Below are 19,998 nucleotides of genomic sequence, written 5' to 3'. Positions count from 1 at the left end.
TAAACAAATATAGCCTTTTATCAATTTAAAGCAGGATCATGACAGGCGTTCCTTTTTTTGAAAGTTTAGAGCGGACAGAATGCCCATAGCCAGGAAGCCGGCGAGAAACGTAATTAAAGCGGTCGTGTTTCCCAGGCTGAGGCGGGAGACTTGCCAGAGGATTCCGCCTATGAGCAGGTTGAAGGCGGCCCAGAGGACATTAGTTACCGGTGAGGACAGGCCCCTGCCGGGTGGTTTGGCGAAGGGGGTTGGGAAACGGGTGCCGGATACGCCGTTGACAAAATGCGGCACGGCGTTGGATAAGAATGCGCCGGAGAAAAACGCGGCGAGGTAATGGGACCATTCCATAGGAGCTTGTTTTATGGTTGTACAACAAACTATGGGCTGTTTTGTTGAAGGCGCATGAATCGAAAGAAGACCAGCAAGGCTTTTATAGCCGGAGTTTAAGTGCTGTACGCTCATTGATGCAGGTGTTTTTGCTTTAAGTAGCGTAATAACAATTGCGGGCGGTCCGTTTGAATAATGGTCGCATGGTGCGCAATGATCCAGTCCCAGCTGTCCTTTTTGTTATTTTCTTCTACTGCCAGATCATCGTCATGGCCGCCGTTGAGCGATGCCCAGAGGGAGTTGATCCATACCTTCGCGCCGGTTTGCCGGATGAATTCATTATGGGCCAGGATGTCCGATGTATCTTTACTGAAGGTCAGCTCAACTGCATAGAGCTTCATGTGAGCGAGATAGTCCGTAATGGTCTTTTTGGCTCCGGGTTTATCCAGGTTTACTACCGGCATATAGGTGATCTTGCCGATAAGTTCCGGGTATTTTTGCTTAAGGCTGTCAAAAGGCACTTCTGCTTTAAAAACGGCCTGTTCAAGCGTTCCGGTCTGTTTTAACAGGGCATAAGTTTCACGATAAAAGGGGTAACTTTTATCCAGGTTTACTTTTACCGGCTTTCCCTTAAGGGCAAGCATGACTTCTTTCAGCGTCGGTATCGGGTTATTGCTTACCCGGCCGAGTCCGTTTTTTAAATGAAATGTTTTGAGTTCAGCCAGCGTGTAATCAGCCGGTTCGCCTTTACCATCCGTTGTGCGGTTAATGGTCGCGTCATGCATGATCACGAGCTCGCCGTCTTTTGTTTTTTTCAGGTCCAGCTCGACCATATCCACGCCCATCTTAGCTGCGTAGGTGAAGCCCAATAAGGAGTTTTCCGGCGCGTTGCGCCAGTCGCCCCTGTGCGCGGTGACCATTATTTTGTTTTGGGCAAAAGACGCATAACCGGCAAAAACCAGTAATAGGAATACTTGTATTTTTTTCATAAGAAAAAAGGGAGCCGTAGTACGGCTCCCTGTAAAATAGTGATTAATAACCGGGGTTTTGATAAACTTTGGCCGGATCCAGTTTGGTTTCATTGAACGGTATCGGGAAATACCGGTCCTTGGCCGAAAAATTGCTCAGGAGCGCCGAACCAAAATCTGCCTGGTTTTTAGCTTTAAAATAAGCGACCAGTTCATCTGTGGAGAAGGTCCTCAACAGGTCGAACCAGCGGTGGTGCTCAAAAGCCAGTTCCACGCGCCTTTCATGCAATATGGCCAGTTTTAAACCCGGATATTTTGCATTGTAAACCGGGTCAAGTGAAGATACCTCATAAGTTGGCATACCCGCACGGGTACGTACCATGTCCAGGTATTGGATAGCCGCCGTGTTGTTGCCCAGGTACTGGTTTACTTCGGCCAGCATCAGGATCACATCCGCGTAACGCATCAGGATCCAGTCGTTCCCGCCATAGCCGTTTTTACCCGCACCGGCGCTGACATCCCTGAATTTGGTGACATACCAGTCCTTGACCGTTGCCGCTGCGGCGTACTTGATCGAAAAAGTACCGCGGGCATCCCCCGTTTCATAATCATTCACAAGGTCATGCGTCACGTTATCACCCACGCTGGTTGATGGTTTTTGCGAATCGGTCGTTTCCCCGATCGCCTGGCTGTTGGCCGCGATGCTCGAGCTATACACGGGGTCACCCTGGATATTAACGATCTGCCAGATCAGTTCAGGGCAGGTTGATTTTTTGGTCACATCAAATACGTCGGTATAAGGAATGTCGCTTAAGTTATTAAAGGTCTTCGCGTTGTAAGCCGCCGTAAGGTAAGTTAACGCGTTATTCAGGTTGGCTGTCCTAGCGCTTTGGTCACCGGTGGTCGCCATGGTCAGGTAGACCTGGCCCAGTAAGGTATTTACAGCAGCCAGCGAGATCCTGCCGATCACACCGGCGGATTGGGTCGCGGGGAGCGGGCTGGCTACCGCATCTTTCAGGTCTGCCACGATCTGGGCATAAACCTGTGCCTGCGGGGTACGCCCGGTGCTGGCCGCAACATCTTCGGTGCTGGTCAGTTGTTTGGTAACCAGCGGTACATCGCCCCATTCACGCACCAGGTGGAAGTAGATCAGCGCGCGGATAAATTTGACTTCCGCTACATAGTTTTGTTTGGTCGCCGCTTTAGCAAAAGTTACTTTATCGACATTCGACAAAACGATATTGCAATTGGCGATCACGGTGTACATGGCCAGCCAGTGGGTGTACATATAACTATTAGTAGGGATCAGCGAAAAGTTATTGAACTGGAAAGGTTCACCGGCGTTGGACTGGTTATCATTCGTACCGGTATCATCCGAGCGCTGGTCCGTCCATAGGTCGCTGCCCTCCCCGATGGTGTTACCGCTTCTTAATAAGGAATAGCAGCCGTTAACGGCCAGTAATACGTCATTTTCAGTTTTAAAAGATTTGCTGATCGCGTTCGCGTCCGGGTCGGTCTGCTGCAGGAAATCTTTTTTACATGAGCCCAGGGCCAACAAAGCCAGCAGGCACATCGATATTAAATATTTATTCTTCATCTTTTTAAAATTGAATACCATTAAAAATTAGCTTTGATGCCCAGGTTATAAGAACGTACCAGCGGGTAAACACCATAATCGATGCCCGGTGACAGGTTCGCGCCCTGTGATCCGCCGTAGGTATAGTCATAGTTCACCTCAGGATTATAACCCTTATACTTAGTGATCGTGAACGCATTGTTTACCGAGCCGTAGAATTTAAGCGAGGTCAACCCAAGGTTCTTCTCGATATATTTTGATTTCAGGGTATAACCGATCGTCGTGTTGGTATTTCTCAGGAACGAGCCGTCCTGCAGGTAAAAGGTGGATAGGCGGGTACTGTTACTTTGGGTACCGCCGCGTGAAGCACGGTAAACTGTTCCGTTACCGGGATCTGAGGGCGAACGGTAACGATCAACCACGTTTTCATACTGGTTACCCGAGCCTTCCATGTTGTACAGGTAGTAATCCTGGCCGTCGAGTACCTGGTTACCATAAGAGCCTGCGAATGCGGTACTGAAGTAGAAGCTTTTATAAGTTGCGTTAAGCGCGAAACCATAGGTGAATTTTGGGTACGGGTTACCGATGATACCGGCATCTTTTGAATTGATGATCCCGTCACCGTTAACATCTTTGAAATACAGATCGCCTTGTGAAAGTGCGGTAGTCGAAAAAGAGGAACGCGGCGGCCCTTTCAGTTTATAACCTGCCGGGTAAGATTGGGTAACCGGGTTGTAGACCGCGTTATCCGCCGCGATATTAGCGAGGTCCGCCTGGCTGACGATCCCGGCTACCTTATAGCCGTAAAACATCCCGATCGGATAACCGGTTTCGGTGATGCTGGTCAGATAAGAACGCTCCGCGCCGGCGTTGATGATGGTATTGTTACCGCTAAGGGACAATACTTTGTTCCGGTTAAGGGAGATATTACCGCTCAGGCCAAGAACAAAATCACGTTTGGAGATCAGTTTACCATCCGCCTGCAAATCAAATCCTTTGTTGCTGATCTTAGAACCCGGTAGGTTCGTCAGGATCGTGGAACTGCCGGCAACCGCAGATATCGGTTCATTGAACAATAAATTATAAGAATGGCTCAGGTAATAGTTGGCAATAATGAACAGGCGCCCTTTGAACAGGCCCAGGTCCGTGCCAAAATTATACTGCGAGGTGGTTTCCCAGCCCAGGTTCCCGTCTTTAATATTGCCGGCGGTAAGCGCCGGTGCCAGGCTGCCTGTGCCGAAAACGGCGTTGGTCGGCGAATTATAAACACGCTGGGTGTTATAATTACCTACGTTATTATTACCGCTTAAACCCCAGCTCGCGCGAAATTTAACGGTAGATCCCGCGCCGAGCCAGTTGTGGTAAAAGGACTCATCGGACAGGTTCCAGCCGCCGGATACCGAAGGGAAAGCGGCATAGCGGTTATTTTCGCCGAAACGCGAAGAACCATCTGTACGGAAGGATCCGGAAAGGAAATAACGGCCGGCGTAATTATAGTTAACACGGGCCAGGTAAGATAACAAGGTATACGTTTGATCCTGCGTAGGCTGAACGCCTTCTATTTGGGTACTGCTGGGTGTGATCAGGGTGATCAGGTTCGGGGCCGCGCCGGTGATGTTCGGCACATTGTCATTCTGGAACCCGATGCCTTGTTCAGTAAGTACGTTATTCACTGTTTTTTGAGCGGTATAACCCAGCAAACCGTCGATGTGGTGGTCCCCCAGTTGTTTGGTGTAGTTCAGGGTAAACTCACCTAACTCGTCGCGGTAATCGATCACCTGGCGAACCGCTTTGGCAGCCGCTATGGATTGTGACGAATAAGGCGGGTTAGCGCCGTTACTAATGCTGGTCGGCAGGTAATAGTTATAATTTTCCCCATAGGTTTGCATCCCCAGGTTGGCATTAAAGGTAAAACCATCTAATATGGTATAGCTGGCATGGGCATTGTAAGTGGCCCTGTCCCCTACGCGGCTGATCTTGATCAGGGTCGCTGTAGCGATCGGGTTCTCGATCGACTGGTAACCATAAGCCGTGGACTGCGCGGCCGCTAAGTTGGTAGCTATGCTGCCGTCCGCATTATAAGCCGGGAAAAAAGGCATATAGATCAGCGCGCCGAATGCCGGGCTGTGGTCCCAGCGGCCATCCTGTGTTTCCTGGTTGGTGTTTTGCGTAAATGAAATATTAACGCCCGCTTTCAGGCGCTTCCCGATATTACCATCTACATTGGCGCGCAGGTTGATCTTTTGCTGGCCGGTACCCAGCATGATCCCGGGCTGGTCCTGGTAACCGGTACTGAAGTAATAGCTGGTCCCGTTGGAATTACCACTGAATGAAAGGTTATGGCTTTGTGTAAACGCGTTACGGTAAAGTTCATCCTGCCAGTCGGTGTTGATCGTCTGGTGGATCAGCGACTGGGTCGTAAAATTATACAATCCCGGCGGGATACTTACGGATGCCGCATTGCCGACATTGGCGATACGGGTAGCATTCGGGTCCGAATACATCGCGTCGTTCCAGGTATGCCCGGCGGCTACCCAGAGATCGTGGTAAGTATCGTTCCGCCCATCGATCACCAGCTGTGCGAACTGGTCCGAATTTAATAAATTAACTTTTTTAGCAATCTGGTTCATACCAACCTGGAAGTCATACTCAAACTTGCCGGGGCTGTTTATTTTTGAACCATGCTTGGTCGTGATCAGCACCACACCACCTGCAGCTCTTGAACCATAGATGGCGGCAGAGGCGGCGTCTTTCAGGATATCGATCGATTCGATATCTTCGGTATTGATAAACAGGTCGTTTCCTGCCGGGTAACCGTCGATCACGTACAAGGGATCAGAACTGGCATTGAAGGAACCGACACCGCGTACGGTTATCTTGGTACTTTGGTATGGTGCGCCCGTGATCTGCGAAACCTGTACCCCCGCGACCTTACCCACCAGGGCCTGGCCGGCGGTCGGCGCTGTTAAGTTCAGCTCATCCGCTTTTACGCTGGCTACCGCGCCCGTAAAATCACTTTTACGGACCTTTTGATAACCGATAGCGACCACTTCATTTAAAATATTCGTTACCGGCTTCAGCTTAACGCTCAGTTCGGTTTGATTCGTTAATACGATCTCCTGCGTTTCATAACCGATAAAGGAGAAGACCAGTGTTGAACCCGGGTCAGCGTTAATGCTGAATTTACCATCGACACCGGTAGCTACACCATTATCGGTGTTTTTTACCCTTACTGATACGCCCGGTAACGGCTGGTTGGTTTCATCAACCACGGTACCGGATAATTTTAAGGCATGATGTGCGTTAACTGGTAAGATCGCCGCGGCGAGCGGCTGGCAAAGGGCGAGCAAGAGCAAGCCGATCAGGTGAAGTTTAACATAAAATCCTGTTAAAGGCTTATGCGTAATCTTTTTATGCATACTTTTAAATATTGATTGTTGAGAACGAATGAAAGCTTGCAAGCGCTTTATGAGTTATTTGACAATTTACCGGACCGGGTGAATGTTAGCGCATTCCCCGGTTCTTCATGGATCGCCGGAACCGATAGCTTAAAGGGGGTTTGTTACATAGGCGTTTATTTATGCAGTAATTAACAATTGTTAACACTTTTATAAAAAAAAGCGTTACTTATGAAAAATAGCCAAAATATTCGGTAGAATTATTGAAATATTTGCAACAAAGCTATTGGGGTAAGTTAAAGTGTATGCTACTTAAATATTAAGTTTTAATTAACCAATAGCGCGATAAGTAACTTATTTACCAGGAAGTTTTTATAAAATTAACATTGTTGGCACGCGAGGAAGTCACGGCAATGCCTTGCCGGTCATCACCGGTATATGCAAAGCCTTCCAGTTCATCGGCCCGGCCGATATGGTCGACCTGGCTGATCACAACCTGTTTACCCGAGTCGACGGATCTCTCCAGGTCCAGATAAGTGAAGCGCCACTGGCGGCCCTCCAGTTTATTTTGTAGGAGCACCAATATCCCTTTATCAGCGATCCAGTTCAGGTTTTGCACCCAGGGCGTGCAGGTGAATTTTTTAAAGAGCACACCCGGCTCGGAGGTTTTTTTGCACTTGCTTAATTTCTCCGGATCATATAAACGTACTTCGTTCCCATGGTTGCCGTAATCGGCCGTCGCTACGTACCATTTATGGTGGTACTGAACATATTCAGGGCGGGTTCCCTGGATGCAGGCGTCATCGTCGATCGTGTTCAGCAGCGGGCCGTCAAGCGTTCCTTTTTCCAGTAATGCCTTCCAGTCAATACAATAGATGTTGGTTTTCCACAAGGTGCCCTCCGCGTTCATCTTAACAGAATTTCCCATAAAGGTTGGCCCTGCCCCATTATAAGCAATTCCGGTTGGGTGACTGATCACATCCTTTCCGTTTTGCGTCAATTGGTATTCTTTATGCAGGTAGGTCAGGCTGTCGCCCACCATTTTAAATTCCCGGATCATGCCTACCTCCCGGTCGCCATATAAAAATATACGTCCGTGCTGGTAGGAAATTCCCTGGCAGGCGCCTAAAGAATCAATGGTGATGGAACGAACCAGGTTGGTATCAATGGTGGCCGCTTTAAAGGCGAAAAATATAATGACAATGCTGCTAAGGGCAAGGATAACTTTTTTCATAATTCTAAGGATCGAGGGGTTCGTACGAATTGATCTGCATGGCTTCAGGAACCATAAAAAACTCAACTTCGGTAGCAGAAAGTTGTTTGCCCAATTTATAAGGCACATATTTCAGTTCCTTTTCACATCGCGCAGCCATGACCAGGATACTGTTGGTCTGCGAGCGGTCAGTAATGACCAGGCCGGGTTTAGCAGCGGGAAAGCCATAGCGGTACATCAACCTTACGCCGTTCCGCATATTCGTCGTGGTATGACGGGCATGCGGTTCGAGGATAATGGCCTGTTCCGGAATATGCAATATGGAGATCATGTATTTTTTCATTTCCTCCGCTTCGCAATATTTGGTTTTATAGGGATGTACTTTACCACCGGAAGGCATGATAAAAGGCGCCTTGCCCGCGCGGTATGCCTGTACGGCTAAACGGCACCTCAGCATGCCTTCCGCGCTCAGCGGTGTTTCCGGCTCTTCTGGGCCGGCTCCCGGTACCAGGATCACCGAATAAGGATATTGGGCCCAGTTGAGCCGGCCTATCCGGCCGACCGCAGCTTTGTTAACGGTTGAGATCATCGGTTCGTAATTTGCGGGATCCTGCCTTTCATTGAGTTGCAGGTATAGTAAAGCCGCCTGCATCGCCGTTTCAAAAAACAAGCGGGTGTTCTTTTGCTCGCTGATCAAGGTTTCATTCGCATCATAGAGCAGCGTGGTGTACATTTTTGCCCTCGTATTGAAACTGATGGAATCGATCAGCGGGTAATTGGGCTTTTTGCCCTCCGCGTAAACGGCAATGGTATAATTGATCCCGGCAGCATCCTGTTCCCAGGCTTTTACCAGGATCTCTGCAGGTACAATTGTTTTGTACAAACTATAGGCATAAGAAGGGATCAATTTTGTTTTAACCAATCTCTCCAAGGCGCTCCCCGGCAAGCAAAGTTGTGCAAGGGCGGTGCTTACTTCTTTTATTTCATCGTCCCTGAATTTTAGCCGGTCCGTAAAACAGGCAGGCTCTTTACAATCTTCCAGGGATGAGCGAAGGTCTTTTAGCTTTTGCTGTGTGAGCCTGGCCAGGCACGGATCGGCCTGCAGCTGTTGTTCAACAACTTTATCTTCCTGAATTAAATGCAGTAAATAGTAATTCTTTTCCTGTACCCAATTTGCCTTTGGTGCAAGCTGACCGAAAAGCGTAACTTTTCGGGTTTGTGCGGAAAGTTGCAAACTGAACAGTAAGATAAGCACAGTAAGCCAGCCCTTTTTCATGGTGCAAAAGAGGGCATTCCATGTAAACTGCAGATTAAACTATTGTTATAAAGCTGAACGAAAGCTTTGGAGCCTTAAGCGGCACTGATTAGTATCATTACGGGAAATTGCATTATCCCCGCTGTAAAGAGCGCTATTCCGAAGCGATGGTTTCCTCGTAATACGTGATGTTCATGTTGCGGACATCCTCATACTTGATAATGAAGAGTTCGCCGGGGATATAGTAATAGCGCTGGTCCACGTCCTCGATGGCATCTTCTGTAATTTCAGTCCTTGCCGTGATTTGTTTATTTTCAAAGACCCGCCTGCGGACATTTTCAAAATGAAGCTGGCTGAGCCCGCCATCTTTGTCCAGCCAAAAATCGGCCAAAAAGCCCCTGTATAGCACGTCACAGGTTTTCGTCTCGACCAATACGTCTACCCAAACCGAGATGCGGCCATTTGCGTCCGGCTCCGGTTTAAGGATCTGGTACCAGCGGTTGTAGATGGCCAGGAATGGCAGGTTATCGTACCACTTGTATTTGAGTACAGCATACCTCAAGACAGAGGCAGCGAGAAAATTGACAAGGGTATTAACCAGGATATACACCATGAAACCGCCGAGATAGCCATTTAGCTGATCGATGTTTTTGGCGGTGGCGTTGCCGATCAGCAGATTAAAGATAAACTGGAAGTCAACGGGTTTACCAAAAGCGTCGATGACCAGGATAAATATCGCGTGAAATATAAAGGCAGGAATTAATGAGTTGAAAATTTCGTCGATCGCTGTGGTATTGATCGTGCGTTTGGAATACGGACTGGAAAGATAAGTAAGGCGGAAAACGATACCGGGAATGGCTATAATAAATATAACCAGCACCCCAAGCGCTAAATTCATTTATCCTTCAGGCTGATCCTTTTAAGCGTAAGTACCTGCCCGTTCGGCAAAGCATTAGCTACTTTAATCGTATCAGAATGGCGGGAACCGGAAATCACGGCAGCAGTAAGCAAACGGGCAGACTGGTCTCCCGATAATAGCTCTTTTACGAATTGTCCCATTGATGCTTTCATCTGATACAAAATTAAACATTATTCTTTGAAAAACGCAAAAATTGAACATATGTTCAATAGAACTTAATTTTTCTTTGTTAACTACGCTTATCTTGGCGACTTGAAAACATTTAAAAACCTTGAAGATTCCCGGGGTTTTGTATCACGCCAAGGCATCACTCTAAATTGGGGATAACTTACATAAAGAAAACGTTTTGTGCTAAAAACTGCGTAGCTGGATGCTTTAAGATCGTATGGTTTGACAGGCCTGCCAATTACCATATAATTAAACGTTTTATGACCTCTTGAACTGTAAACGATTCGCATTCTACAGCTGCGTTTTATTACTATCTTTGTAAAGCTTAATTCCTTATCTTGAAATCTTACAGGGGTCTATTTACTATTTTAGTGTTCATGACTTCTTGCGACGCTTTCGCTCAATTGCCCGCCGTTTTAAATGAAAAATTGACCGACTCTGTAAAGCAGCGTGACCTTGCGGACCTTTTTGGAAAACTCTTGCATATTAAAGAAAACGAAGATGAGCATGAATCTTCAAAAAAGGCGGATTTTTCATTTATACCATCGGTTGGTTATTCGCTGACAACCGGGTTTAACGGGGACATTAGCGCAAACGTCGGCTTTTTTACCCAGGCAAAATATCAACAAAATCTTTCAGAAATAGATGGAAGTTTAACGTACGATACAAAAAATCAAAAAGAATTTGTAGCACGTTCTGAGATCTGGATAGCTGCTGATCATTATAAGATCGTAACCGATACACGCTTCGAACAATTCCCGGAAGATACTTATGGCTTTGGAACGCTGACCACAGAAGCGCAGGCTAACCCGATAGATTTTAAATATGTGAGAACTTATTTAACGATCTACCGGAAACTGTTACCGGATCTCTACGCAGGTACCGGTGTCAACATGGATCATCATTTTGACATTACGCAAAAAGGCAATATTTTACACACTATTACAGATTTTCAAAAATACGGCTTTTCGTCCGGCTCTTTTTCATCAGGTATCAATCTGGATCTGTTATACGATAGCAGGCGCAACCCGATCAACCCTACAGGCGGTGCTTATGCAAGTTTAATTTACAGGGACAATGCGAAGATTACGGGAAGTAACAGTAATTGGCAATCTTTGCAGCTAGACCTCAGGCGTTATTTTAAATTGTCCGCAAGGTCAAATAATGTGCTTGCTTTTTGGACAATGGTTTGGCTGACTAACGGTGATACTCCCTATTTAGACCTGCCGGGAACCGGGCTGGATATGTTTAATAATACGGGCAGGGGTTATATAGATGGAAGATTTATAGGTAAAAACATGATATACGCGGAGGGTGAATACCGGTTTGGTATTTCGCGGGACGGCTTATTGGGCGGCGTTGTTTTTGCTAATGGCGAAAGTCTGACCGAATTAGCGGGTAATAGTTTTAGAAAAATAATTCCGGCGGCAGGTGCAGGCTTACGGGTAAAAGTGAACAAACATTCAAATACCAATATTTGTATTGATTACGCGGTGGGCTGCTATGGCTCCAATGGACTTTTTCTTAATTTAGGGGAAATATTTTAGACCATTAATTGCGTTTGTAAATACCTTGTATCACAGCAAACGCAACCACATCGGCCATATTCTTTGCATTAAGCTTCCTGAATATGTTTTTACGGTGAGATTCCACGGTCAGATGACTTAGCTTTCTTTGGTCCGCGATCATTTTCGTGGAACAGCCTGCCGCGATCAATTCGATGATCTCCGTCTCGGTCTTCGTTAATTTATACAATTTCATAAACCCTGTCTCCGGCATTTCTCTGGCGGGCACTGTAGTTTCGGGTGGAGGCATAAAAACCTTACCGCCGGCCATTACTTGCTCCAATGTTTGTCTTAGCTCAAGCGCGCTGATATTTTTAATAACAAAACCACTGATATTATGATCTTTAATGAAGGTTTTATACCTGAAATCATAATGCATACTAATGAAAATTATTTTGACCGCGGGAAATTTTTTTTTGATAGCTACCGCACTCTCCAAACCATCCATCAAGGGCATGTTGATGTCCAGCAAAATGAGGTCTGGTTGCAGCCAGTTAAAAGATTGTAAAAGCATTTTTCCGTTTGGCACCTTGGCAATTACCCGAAAGTCAGGCATATTGTTAACTATCTGCTCCAGCCCGTCAGCAAATAATGCATGATCATCAGCGATGATGACTTTTGTTTTTTCACTATGCATAAAATCGGAGGGCATTATGTTAAAGGTATATGAATAATTGTTTGGGTACCATTTTTACTGCTATCAATATGGATCGTGCCATTTAAAAGTTCAACTCTTCCCTTAATGTTCTTTAAACCTATACCGCTCATAACCGAGTCACTTTTAAAACCGATGCCGTCATCTTCTGTCATTATTTGCACATTATTTTCAGTTAATAAAACTTGTACCGCGGCTTCAGCCGCCATAGAATGCTTGCGGATATTAATTAAAAGCTCGTTAACAATGCGGTAAATCGTGATTGAAAACAGCTCATTTAATTTTTTTTCATCGCCTTCGGTAATTAAAACAAAACGGATGGGTCCGGTCGTATTTAGTTCATATACGCGGGCTTCTAAGGTCAAAAACAAGCCTGTTTCTGTAAAATCCCTGGGTAACAGGTTATGCGCTATGGCTCTAATATCATTAAAAGCTTTAACACTTAAATTTAAGCTCTGCTGTTCGTGACTTTCACCACCCGTTCCCTTCGGGACATTACTCAGATGCATGGATAAAATACTGAGTGTTGCGCCAACATCATCATGCAAGTCTTCGGCTATTCGTTTGCGTTCAGTTTCTTCTGCTTCAACAATTTTTTCGATCAGGTTCCTTTGTTGTATGCTCAGTTCTATCATTAGCCGCTCTTTTTCTTTTTTATATAAATTATACCGATAGGCGATCCCTAAAAACACCACTATGGCCTCAACAACTATTCCTATTTGCAAATCATTCGGATATCGTTTTAAAACCAATTCCTGGTTACTGCCAAATAATACCATTACTATAAATTCAATTAGGCCGATGATGAATACAGTGATCGCGGCCAGGTAAAACCAGGAAGGTTTAAACCCTTGAAGGATCTTTTCAACGGCGGAGGCAACAAACACCAGGCATTGAAAAAGCAGCAAAACAGCTAATACTATCTCGTAAACGCCTATTAATGACCTGTTTTCGGGAAAAGCAAAAAAGATAAACAGGTTGACCAGCATCATGCCTATAATTGCCCAAAAGCCAATATCAGCATATCGCTTAATTTTGCTGTTGGTTTTTCTTTGATCTAAAAAGAACTGCATAATCATCGTCATTAAAATTGCCAGCAAGCACGGCGACAGATATTGCAGGTATCCTGAAAATTCGGGACGCTGCGGATAAATATATTGCAGGTCGGTACCTGATATGCTGTATATTTCATATAGCGCCACCAGGATGTATAAGCCATAATAAAGATGGATTTTCTCTTTTAGCGCAAACCCTATAAATATATTTAACAGGAAAACCGTTAACATCACTCCTGTTATCAATCCTGTAACAATGTAGAACTTTTCTTCTTCTGCTTTGAAAATATTGGATGCACTAAATTGCGGAAGAAAATGAATGTCATCGCCGTCATTAGGGTCATTATTATCAATTCTTAATAATAAATGAATAACCTCGCCTGGTTTTAACATAACAGGGAAAACCAGATCACAATACCGGTATGCCCTTAACTTGAACGGGATATCTGTACCGGTAATTCCGAGTGTGGTAAAATGACCGCCTGGGTTTTCCTGATAAGCAGTTACTACATCCAGGGTTTGGCTATTCAGCTGAAAGTAAAAAAAATCCACTTTGGGCAAATTATTTTTAACGGTCACTTGCAGCCAATAATACTTATAAACTTTTAGCCTTGCACTAAATGATTTTTCCGGGAATAGCGTTGTAAAAGCTGAGGGCGCTAAGGAGCCGGCTATAAAATCAGGACTTAAGCGGCGGTCCGTTCCATAGATGTGCAAATGGCGGTTGATTGGATATTCCCCGTCCGGCTCATTAATCATGAGCGTGTCCTTTATTGATTGTCCCCGCGCACAAACAGGAACCAGTGCCATTGTACAGAGCAATAAATAAATGTTTATAGATTTTAGTAATCCCATTGTTAGTGCATTCGGCTAAGGTATTCCTGATAATTACGACTAAACTACGTTAATCTATCCTCATTTCCAGTTATCTACCTGTAAACAGGTAGATGCGTGCCGCCAGGCAAGCGCTAAATTTGAACAACGAAATTAATTCATCGATACTTTAAAAATATTCAGAAAACAGTAATACTAAACCTTATCACAATTTGATTAATATGAAACACTTTAACATGATTGTTCGCACCTTATCGGTGTTGTTTTTTTTAGTGATTGTTCAATCCTGCGGTAAAAAGCAGGATAACAACCCCGCTCCTTCAAAATCATCAGCGAAGGGTATTTCAGCTTTCAGCGTGACCATAAACGGGACAGTAACCAATGGCACTGTCGATGGCAGTTCTATTAAAATCACCGTTCCGTACGGTACTGATGTAACTGCTCTTTCGCCTACGATCTCCGCATCTGACAAAGCGGCAGTTTCGCCAAAATCAGGCACGCCGCAGAATTTTACCAGCCCGGTAACTTATACGGTTACCGCCGAGGATGGCAGCACGCAGACCTTTACCATAACTGTGATCGTGGGCAAGAGCCCTGCTAAAGCTATTACGGGTTTTTCATTTAGCACATTGAACCCCGCGATTACCGCGTCTGTTAACGATACTACAAAAAAAATAACCGCGACACTTCCCTACGGCACCCCTTTGACCGCTTTGGCGCCGACCATCACGGTTTCGGCGAAGGCGACTGTATCGCCGGCATCGGGCGCTGCCGCAGATTTCAGCAAACCGGTTAATTACACCGTTACAGCAGAAGATGGCAGCACACAGGTATACCAGGTAACTGCTACCCTGGCCCAGCCACAACCGATTGTTGTTGACTGTACCGGCGCGATACCGGCGGATTGGAAAGATGTAAGCGGCGGAGTGGATTATATTGTAAAATGCAATATACCCATCACTAAAACTTTAATCATAGAGCCGGGGGTTACCATACAATTCGACGGGGCTGCTTCAGGATTTACAGTAACCGGTTCCGGTGCATTGCAGATGATCGGAACGGCAGACAAACCTATTGTGCTGGAAGGTAAAACAGCAGTTGCCGGCTCGTGGACCGGCGTTCAAATAGCCTCCGGTAATCTTCTCAACGATTGGGAATATGTTACGATTAAAGATGCAGGGGGCGCCATCGCTAATAAGGCTGGGGTATTAATTGCCGATAATTATGCCGTCAGCAACGGGGGTACGCAACTTACGGTAAAGAATTGTAGCTTCTTAAATAATTCGGGCTATGGTCTCTGGGATTATGATCAAAATTATTCTTATGGCAGAGTCGTTTTTAAGGATTTTGAAAGTAATACTTTTTCAAATAATCAGCTTTCCGCATTACGGATCACCATGGATGCCTTGGGTAAACTCGATACTAAAAGTACTTATGTCAATAACGGTCAAAAATACATCGAGCTTGATGGACTTAATCATGGGCTTACAAAAAACACGATTATGCAAAAGTTGGATGCCACCTACCAAATTGATGACTATATCAATCTGAACCAAAAGTTAACGATTAATGCAGGCGTACAAATGCAATTTTTAACTGATGCGGGATTTATACTTGGAACGGGAACCCTGATTGCTAATGGAACTGCATCAGATCCGATCAAGTTCAGCGGCTATAAGCCTGGTATCGGTGTTTGGCGAGGCCTGGCACTACTCAACACTGACCCAGAGATTGCTTTGAATTATTGTGTAATCGATGGCGCGGGTTCAAATAAACTCCCCAGCGGCTTGGGTTTGAAATGTGCTGTTAATCTTTACATAGAATATGGTTTAACGGCCACCAACGCTTCCATAACGCATTGTACGATTTCAAATAGCGGCGGATACGGTATTATTTATAAAAAAGGTTTAGCTGGAATAGTTATTCAATCAAATACTTATCAGAATAACACATTGGCTGATGAGCAAGCTTTTCAGTAAAGAAGTAAAAACCAAAATAATCAAATAGCATGATGAACAGAAATATGATGGTTTTGTTGTTGACCCTGGTAACGGTGACAGCATACGCCCAAAAAGACGAAAAGATCACCTACGAGGAAGTGAAACAGCAATGTGCCGCGATGCCGCTTGAAAAAAGGGCTCGCATCAGCGTGACCCGGTTCAATGTAACCACGACCAGCGTTAATGATGCAGCGGCGCAGCGAACCGCTAATGCAAATAATACACTTAAAGCCCTGTCCATGCTTACGGGTGGCGGTGGTAATGCGCCCAAAGCTGATGCCATACCACCAACCCTGGGTGATAACATGGCTGCTATGCTGACGAACGCATTACAGGGCGTAAGCTGCTTCAGGGTGTTGGAAACCCTGAAGAACAACGACGACCTTACCCAGGAAATCAATGCGGGTACAACCAGTTTGAGCAGCAAGAAGGCACCAAAAGCGGGTAAACAACTTGGCGCGCAAATCGTGGCGACCGGCGAGATCATTGAATATAGTGTTAAAGGCAAAGGGGTAAATGTAATGGGTGTGGGCGCCAGTAAAAAACTGGTAAAAATAGGCTTCAACCTGAAACTGGTTAATCCGGAAACGCGCGATGTGATCACTTCGAAAGTGATCCGGGTACAGTCGAAAACGGGTAACAGCGTTTCGGTGTTGGGCCTGGTGTCAACCGATAACAGCGACCCGGCTATCGCGGCGGTTTTGGAAGACGGGGTGATCCATGCCGTGGAATATATGGCTCATGTGCGCGATTCATTAAATATCACCTCAGATAATATCCCGGGCAACACCAGTCATAACGGGGGTGTAAACGAAATTGAGATATCACTTACAAATGCTAATTATGCTTCATTTAACGGTCTGGCAGGAATGATCTCAACGATGCCCGGATATAAATCAATGGAGAAAGCTTTATCGTCGGGCGTTGGTAGCTTCACAGTAAGCTATGGCGGCACAGCCGATGCTTTCTTAGACGAAATAAGCAAAAAAATAGGCGTCAAGTATGAAGTAACCGGGTTCGACTCCGGCAAAGTTGAAATGAAAGCGAAATAAATTTCTACCTGCAATATGAAAAAAACTATCCTGATCTTATTAACAACAGCGGCATTGTTGGGATCCTGCAGCAAAAGTGGCGGTCCAAGTCCAAACAACAACACAAATAATAATTCGAATAACAATGGTTCCGGTACCACCGTATCAAATCCAGTCATTGACAAAACATATAACAGCCCCGAAGGGGGAGCGGAGGTTGCCGCAATTCAAGCGGATGGCAAAGTCGTATTTGGGGGGACGCTTAACGCTAAAGACGGTATATATCGTCTGAATACGGACGGTAGCCTGGATAACAGTTTCAATATAGATGTGGATAAGACATGGCTCATCAACAATTTTTCCGCGATGGCTATCCTGTCCGACGGCAAGATACTGGCAGCCGGGGATTTTACCGTTAAGGGTGTAAAAAAATACCTGATACGTCTTACGGCTACCGGAGCGCTCGATAACACCTTTACCTCGCCCAATTTCAATAATATGGGTCAATCTCTGCCATATATCAATCGTATCACAGTTTTAGGCACCGACCGGTTGTTGATCGCGGGCATATTTAATACGGTGATCACCAACGGTACAGCTTATGATGATCTGATCGAAATCACGGCCAATGGCTTGCTTTACACAGACTTCAGGTTGAATATGACCGGTTCAAGCGGCGTGAGCGCTGTACAGGTCCTGAACGACGGTAAAATGTATGTTGCGGGTGGATTAATTGCGGGCAGCGGATCCATTACCAGGCATAGTTTAACACGTATAAATGCGGATGGCAGTATAGATCCAACGTTTGAGATGAAACAATCCATAGACGGGCGCTTACCCGGTACCGGAGGGAGCATTAACGCGATCGTTGTGCAGCCCGACAATAAGGTGGTGGTCGGCGGTGATTTTATAAGTATCACCGATCCCGGCGTCAGGGATGGCTTTCATAATTATAGCCGGGTAGCCCGTTTTAATGCCGATGGCTCGCTTGACCAATCATTCAAAACGTCTGCAACCACGGGAAACTTGTGGACAATGGGCATTTTGGCTGATGGCCGTATTTTAGCGGGTGGTTATGAGGACCTTAACAGATCGGGTCCGTCCTATCTTTCACTTTACCAGAGTGACGGAACGCATGATGACAAATTTGATTTGGGCTATTTAGGCAGTACAGTTGTCCGGATTTTTCAGCAAGGTGATAAGTATATATTGGCTGGTGATATCAATTTGTACCCTGTTGTCCGGGTTACAGTTAAGTAGTCTGAGTATCCAGGTAAATGCCCTGGATCTGCATGGTGCCTGCGATATCTTTTGGAAACTTGTCTTGTATGGGTGTGATTGCCGCAACCGCCGGCGGGCAGGTGAATAGCAAAAGTCTGTTGGAGATTTTGTTCATGATTTTATAATGGGGTGGGTTTCAAGATGTTTTTAGTTTCAGGATTTTGCCCCGGATCGGCGATCTTTTTGAGCATGCCGCGAAAGATAAAATGGTGGAAGGGCAGCATGGCGTACCAGTATAGGCGGCCGCCGATGCCCAGCGGGCGGAAGGTCGCGGTTTGCTCAACGCAGTTTTTCTGGTCGATCTTAAATTCAAGCCAGGCTTCTCCGGGGAGCTTCATTTCCGCATATAACAGGAGCCGTTTGTCTTCTTTGCCGGCATAGATGACGCGCCAGAAGTCGAGGGCATCCCCGGGCGCAACTTCAGCAGCGTTCTTACGTCCGCGCCTTAAACCTACCCCGCCAAACAGACGGTCCAGGAAACCACGGAATCCCCAGAGCCAGTTGGCATAGTACCAGCCGTTGCGGCCGCCGATGGCGAAGATGCGGTCAAGCGCCTTTTTGGGATCCTTCGTTTCCCGGGTTTGCCGGTTCTTAAAGACGCCGAATTTAGGGATCTCGATATGGGTCGCCAGGCCCTTGGCGAAGATGCTGTTGTCGCCGGCGTCGTTCCAACTGGAGAGCACCATGTTCTGTTCGATCTTTTCGAAGGCCATTTTGATCGCTTCCTTATAAGGGATCAGCTCGACTTGCAACCGTCCGGAGAGCTCATTTTTTCCCGCAATGACGTCCACCTTCATACTGTCCACGAGGTTTTTCGCCAGCGGATAGGAAGTCGAGGTCACAAAATACAACCAGTAAGAGGATAAGCGCGGCGTGAACAGGGGAACGACATAAACCCTGCGTTTGAGTTTCCGCACCTGCGCGAATTGCAGGAGCATTTGCTTATAGGTGAGCGTATCGGGGCCATAGATATCAAAATGCTGGTTATAGGTGTACTTTTTATGAAGCACGCCGGTGAGCAATTGTACCACGTTACGGATGGCGATGGGCTGGCATTTGGTTTTCAGCCAGCGAGGCGCAACCATGACGGGCAGTTTTTCCACGAGGTCACGGATGATCTCAAATGATGCGCTGCCGGAGCCGACGATGATCCCCGCCCTTAAAGCGGTAACGGGCACCTTGCTTTTCCGCAGCTCCTCCTCTACTGCCTTCCTGCTTTCCAAATGCTTGCTGAGCTGTTTTTCATTGACGATCCCGCCCAGGTAGATGATCTGCTGCGCATCGGTCGAATCCATGAATTCCACAAAATGGACGGCGGAACGTTTTTCTTCCTTGCTGAAATCGCCGCCGCTCATGTTCATGGAGTGCACCAGGTAATAGGCAGCATCGATATCTTTGGGCAGTTTTTTCAGCGTAGGGGGTTTCATTAGATCGGCCTCTACGACGCTTACTTGCCCGGCTTTGTATTTTTTAATATCCAGCCTGTCCTTGTCACGCACCATACAAACGACTTCGTGCCCTTTTTCCAAAAGCGCGGGCAGGATCCTTTTTCCGATGTAGCCGGTCGAGCCGGTCAGCAATATTTTCATTTTACTCGCTCCTGCTTATTTTAGCGTCTTCCGGATTTACTTCAGTTTCATCCTCAGCCGGTGCAGGACCTTCCAGGGCTTCTTCTTCCGCATTTTTTTTGGCTTCTAAATCTTCGCTTTCCTTATCTTTTTTCATAACCGGGTTTATTTTAATTTTCCTTTTA

The 19,998-nt window shown here is 46.2% G+C and carries 17 protein-coding genes; 4 read left to right on the top strand and 13 right to left on the bottom strand.

Going from position 1 to position 19,998, the window contains the following annotated elements:
• Window positions 1-36 precede the first annotated feature (36 nt).
• The 8 genes from FO440_RS23705 to FO440_RS24635 all read right to left on the bottom strand — a co-directional run bounded on the left by FO440_RS23705 (window position 37) and on the right by FO440_RS24635 (window position 9,796).
• Window positions 37-462, bottom strand: coding sequence for a hypothetical protein (locus tag FO440_RS23705; protein ID WP_246104315.1), 426 nt, complete (start codon window positions 460-462; stop codon window positions 37-39).
• Entirely contained in the window at window positions 459-1,316 is an 858-nt protein-coding gene (locus tag FO440_RS23700) for a glycerophosphodiester phosphodiesterase family protein (protein ID WP_144250802.1), read from the bottom strand. Before FO440_RS23700 ends, FO440_RS23705 begins: the two co-directional genes overlap by 4 nt.
• A gap of 43 nt (window positions 1,317-1,359) precedes the next feature.
• Window positions 1,360-2,892, bottom strand: a complete 1,533-nt coding sequence (locus FO440_RS23695) for a RagB/SusD family nutrient uptake outer membrane protein (protein ID WP_144250801.1) — start codon at window positions 2,890-2,892, stop codon at window positions 1,360-1,362.
• A 20-nt stretch (window positions 2,893-2,912) separates the two neighbouring features.
• Entirely contained in the window at window positions 2,913-6,290 is a 3,378-nt protein-coding gene (locus tag FO440_RS23690) for a SusC/RagA family TonB-linked outer membrane protein (protein WP_144250800.1), read from the bottom strand.
• Between the two features lie 337 nt (window positions 6,291-6,627).
• The gene (locus FO440_RS23685) at window positions 6,628-7,503 is read right to left on the bottom strand and encodes a hypothetical protein (protein ID WP_144250799.1); all 876 of its coding nucleotides are present in this window, start codon (window positions 7,501-7,503) and stop codon (window positions 6,628-6,630) included.
• A gap of 4 nt (window positions 7,504-7,507) precedes the next feature.
• Complete coding sequence (locus tag FO440_RS23680) at window positions 7,508-8,758, bottom strand: YdcF family protein (protein WP_144250798.1); 1,251 nt, start codon at window positions 8,756-8,758, stop codon at window positions 7,508-7,510.
• A gap of 133 nt (window positions 8,759-8,891) precedes the next feature.
• Window positions 8,892-9,635, bottom strand: coding sequence for a hypothetical protein (locus FO440_RS23675; RefSeq protein ID WP_144250797.1), 744 nt, complete (start codon window positions 9,633-9,635; stop codon window positions 8,892-8,894).
• Window positions 9,632-9,796 (bottom strand): hypothetical protein, encoded by a 165-nt coding sequence (locus FO440_RS24635; RefSeq protein ID WP_222104046.1) that lies wholly within the window; start codon window positions 9,794-9,796, stop codon window positions 9,632-9,634. The genes FO440_RS23675 and FO440_RS24635 overlap by 4 nt, the downstream gene beginning before the upstream one ends.
• Window positions 9,797-10,201: 405 nt before the next feature.
• Between FO440_RS24635 and FO440_RS23670 the strand changes: the two genes are divergently transcribed.
• Window positions 10,202-11,371, top strand: a complete 1,170-nt coding sequence (locus FO440_RS23670; RefSeq protein ID WP_144250796.1) for a BamA/TamA family outer membrane protein — start codon at window positions 10,202-10,204, stop codon at window positions 11,369-11,371.
• Window positions 11,372-11,375: 4 nt separating this feature from the next.
• Here FO440_RS23670 and FO440_RS23665 read toward each other — a convergent pair whose 3' ends face one another.
• Window positions 11,376-12,041, bottom strand: a complete 666-nt coding sequence (locus FO440_RS23665) for a response regulator transcription factor (RefSeq protein ID WP_144250795.1) — start codon at window positions 12,039-12,041, stop codon at window positions 11,376-11,378.
• Window positions 12,041-13,909 (bottom strand): sensor histidine kinase, encoded by a 1,869-nt coding sequence (locus FO440_RS23660; RefSeq protein ID WP_186292786.1) that lies wholly within the window; start codon window positions 13,907-13,909, stop codon window positions 12,041-12,043. Before FO440_RS23660 ends, FO440_RS23665 begins: the two co-directional genes overlap by 1 nt.
• Before the next feature lie 245 nt (window positions 13,910-14,154).
• Between FO440_RS23660 and FO440_RS23655 the strand changes: the two genes are divergently transcribed.
• From FO440_RS23655 to FO440_RS23645, 3 genes are read left to right on the top strand one after another with little or no spacing between them, the layout of a single operon-like run.
• Window positions 14,155-15,912, top strand: a complete 1,758-nt coding sequence (locus FO440_RS23655; protein ID WP_144250793.1) for a DUF5018 domain-containing protein — start codon at window positions 14,155-14,157, stop codon at window positions 15,910-15,912.
• A 29-nt stretch (window positions 15,913-15,941) separates the two neighbouring features.
• Window positions 15,942-16,985 carry a CsgG/HfaB family protein gene (locus FO440_RS23650; RefSeq protein WP_144250792.1) on the top strand — a complete coding sequence of 348 codons (1,044 nt, stop codon included), beginning with the start codon at window positions 15,942-15,944 and terminating at the stop codon, window positions 16,983-16,985.
• Between the two features lie 15 nt (window positions 16,986-17,000).
• Window positions 17,001-18,224 carry a delta-60 repeat domain-containing protein gene (locus FO440_RS23645; protein ID WP_144250791.1) on the top strand — a complete coding sequence of 408 codons (1,224 nt, stop codon included), beginning with the start codon at window positions 17,001-17,003 and terminating at the stop codon, window positions 18,222-18,224.
• On the opposite strand, the gene FO440_RS24630 is transcribed toward FO440_RS23645, so the two are convergent.
• Genes FO440_RS24630 through FO440_RS25025 form a run of 3 tightly spaced genes read right to left on the bottom strand, consistent with a single transcriptional unit; the run spans window position 18,217 to window position 19,970 of the window.
• Window positions 18,217-18,360 carry a hypothetical protein gene (locus FO440_RS24630; RefSeq protein ID WP_186292785.1) on the bottom strand — a complete coding sequence of 48 codons (144 nt, stop codon included), beginning with the start codon at window positions 18,358-18,360 and terminating at the stop codon, window positions 18,217-18,219. The two genes, FO440_RS23645 and FO440_RS24630, sit on opposite strands and share 8 nt — an antisense overlap.
• A 4-nt stretch (window positions 18,361-18,364) precedes the next feature.
• A complete protein-coding gene (locus FO440_RS23640; protein ID WP_144250790.1) occupies window positions 18,365-19,834 on the bottom strand; it encodes an SDR family oxidoreductase in 1,470 nt (489 codons plus the stop codon).
• A 1-nt stretch (window position 19,835) separates the two neighbouring features.
• Window positions 19,836-19,970 (bottom strand): hypothetical protein, encoded by a 135-nt coding sequence (locus FO440_RS25025; RefSeq protein ID WP_262711514.1) that lies wholly within the window; start codon window positions 19,968-19,970, stop codon window positions 19,836-19,838.
• Window positions 19,971-19,998: the final 28 nt, after the last annotated feature.

The organism is Mucilaginibacter corticis (assembly GCF_007558865.1).
Taxonomy (GTDB): Bacteria; Bacteroidota; Bacteroidia; order Sphingobacteriales; family Sphingobacteriaceae; genus Mucilaginibacter; species Mucilaginibacter corticis.
Note: the sequence above shows the minus strand (reverse complement) of the source record. Positions and strands in the feature narration are given on the sequence as shown.

Excerpts from the sequence above, each read along its gene's own strand:
- FO440_RS23690 (WP_144250800.1), bottom strand. The coding sequence starts at position 6,290 with ATGCATAAAAAGATTACGCATAAGCCTTTAACAGGATTTTATGTTAAA.
- FO440_RS23665 (WP_144250795.1), bottom strand. The coding sequence starts at position 12,041 with ATGCCCTCCGATTTTATGCATAGTGAAAAAACAAAAGTCATCATCGCT.
- FO440_RS23675 (WP_144250797.1), bottom strand. The coding sequence starts at position 9,635 with ATGAATTTAGCGCTTGGGGTGCTGGTTATATTTATTATAGCCATTCCC.
- FO440_RS25025 (WP_262711514.1), bottom strand. The coding sequence starts at position 19,970 with ATGAAAAAAGATAAGGAAAGCGAAGATTTAGAAGCCAAAAAAAATGCG.
- FO440_RS23660 (WP_186292786.1), bottom strand. The coding sequence starts at position 13,909 with ATGGCACTGGTTCCTGTTTGTGCGCGGGGACAATCAATAAAGGACACG.
- FO440_RS23645 (WP_144250791.1), top strand. The coding sequence starts at position 17,001 with ATGAAAAAAACTATCCTGATCTTATTAACAACAGCGGCATTGTTGGGA.
- FO440_RS24630 (WP_186292785.1), bottom strand. The coding sequence starts at position 18,360 with ATGAACAAAATCTCCAACAGACTTTTGCTATTCACCTGCCCGCCGGCG.
- FO440_RS23705 (WP_246104315.1), bottom strand. The coding sequence starts at position 462 with ATGAGCGTACAGCACTTAAACTCCGGCTATAAAAGCCTTGCTGGTCTT.
- FO440_RS23650 (WP_144250792.1), top strand. The coding sequence starts at position 15,942 with ATGATGAACAGAAATATGATGGTTTTGTTGTTGACCCTGGTAACGGTG.
- FO440_RS23670 (WP_144250796.1), top strand. The coding sequence starts at position 10,202 with ATGACTTCTTGCGACGCTTTCGCTCAATTGCCCGCCGTTTTAAATGAA.
- FO440_RS23685 (WP_144250799.1), bottom strand. The coding sequence starts at position 7,503 with ATGAAAAAAGTTATCCTTGCCCTTAGCAGCATTGTCATTATATTTTTC.
- FO440_RS23695 (WP_144250801.1), bottom strand. The coding sequence starts at position 2,892 with ATGAAGAATAAATATTTAATATCGATGTGCCTGCTGGCTTTGTTGGCC.
- FO440_RS23680 (WP_144250798.1), bottom strand. The coding sequence starts at position 8,758 with ATGAAAAAGGGCTGGCTTACTGTGCTTATCTTACTGTTCAGTTTGCAA.
- FO440_RS23700 (WP_144250802.1), bottom strand. The coding sequence starts at position 1,316 with ATGAAAAAAATACAAGTATTCCTATTACTGGTTTTTGCCGGTTATGCG.
- FO440_RS24635 (WP_222104046.1), bottom strand. The coding sequence starts at position 9,796 with ATGGGACAATTCGTAAAAGAGCTATTATCGGGAGACCAGTCTGCCCGT.
- FO440_RS23655 (WP_144250793.1), top strand. The coding sequence starts at position 14,155 with ATGAAACACTTTAACATGATTGTTCGCACCTTATCGGTGTTGTTTTTT.
- FO440_RS23640 (WP_144250790.1), bottom strand. The coding sequence starts at position 19,834 with ATGAAAATATTGCTGACCGGCTCGACCGGCTACATCGGAAAAAGGATC.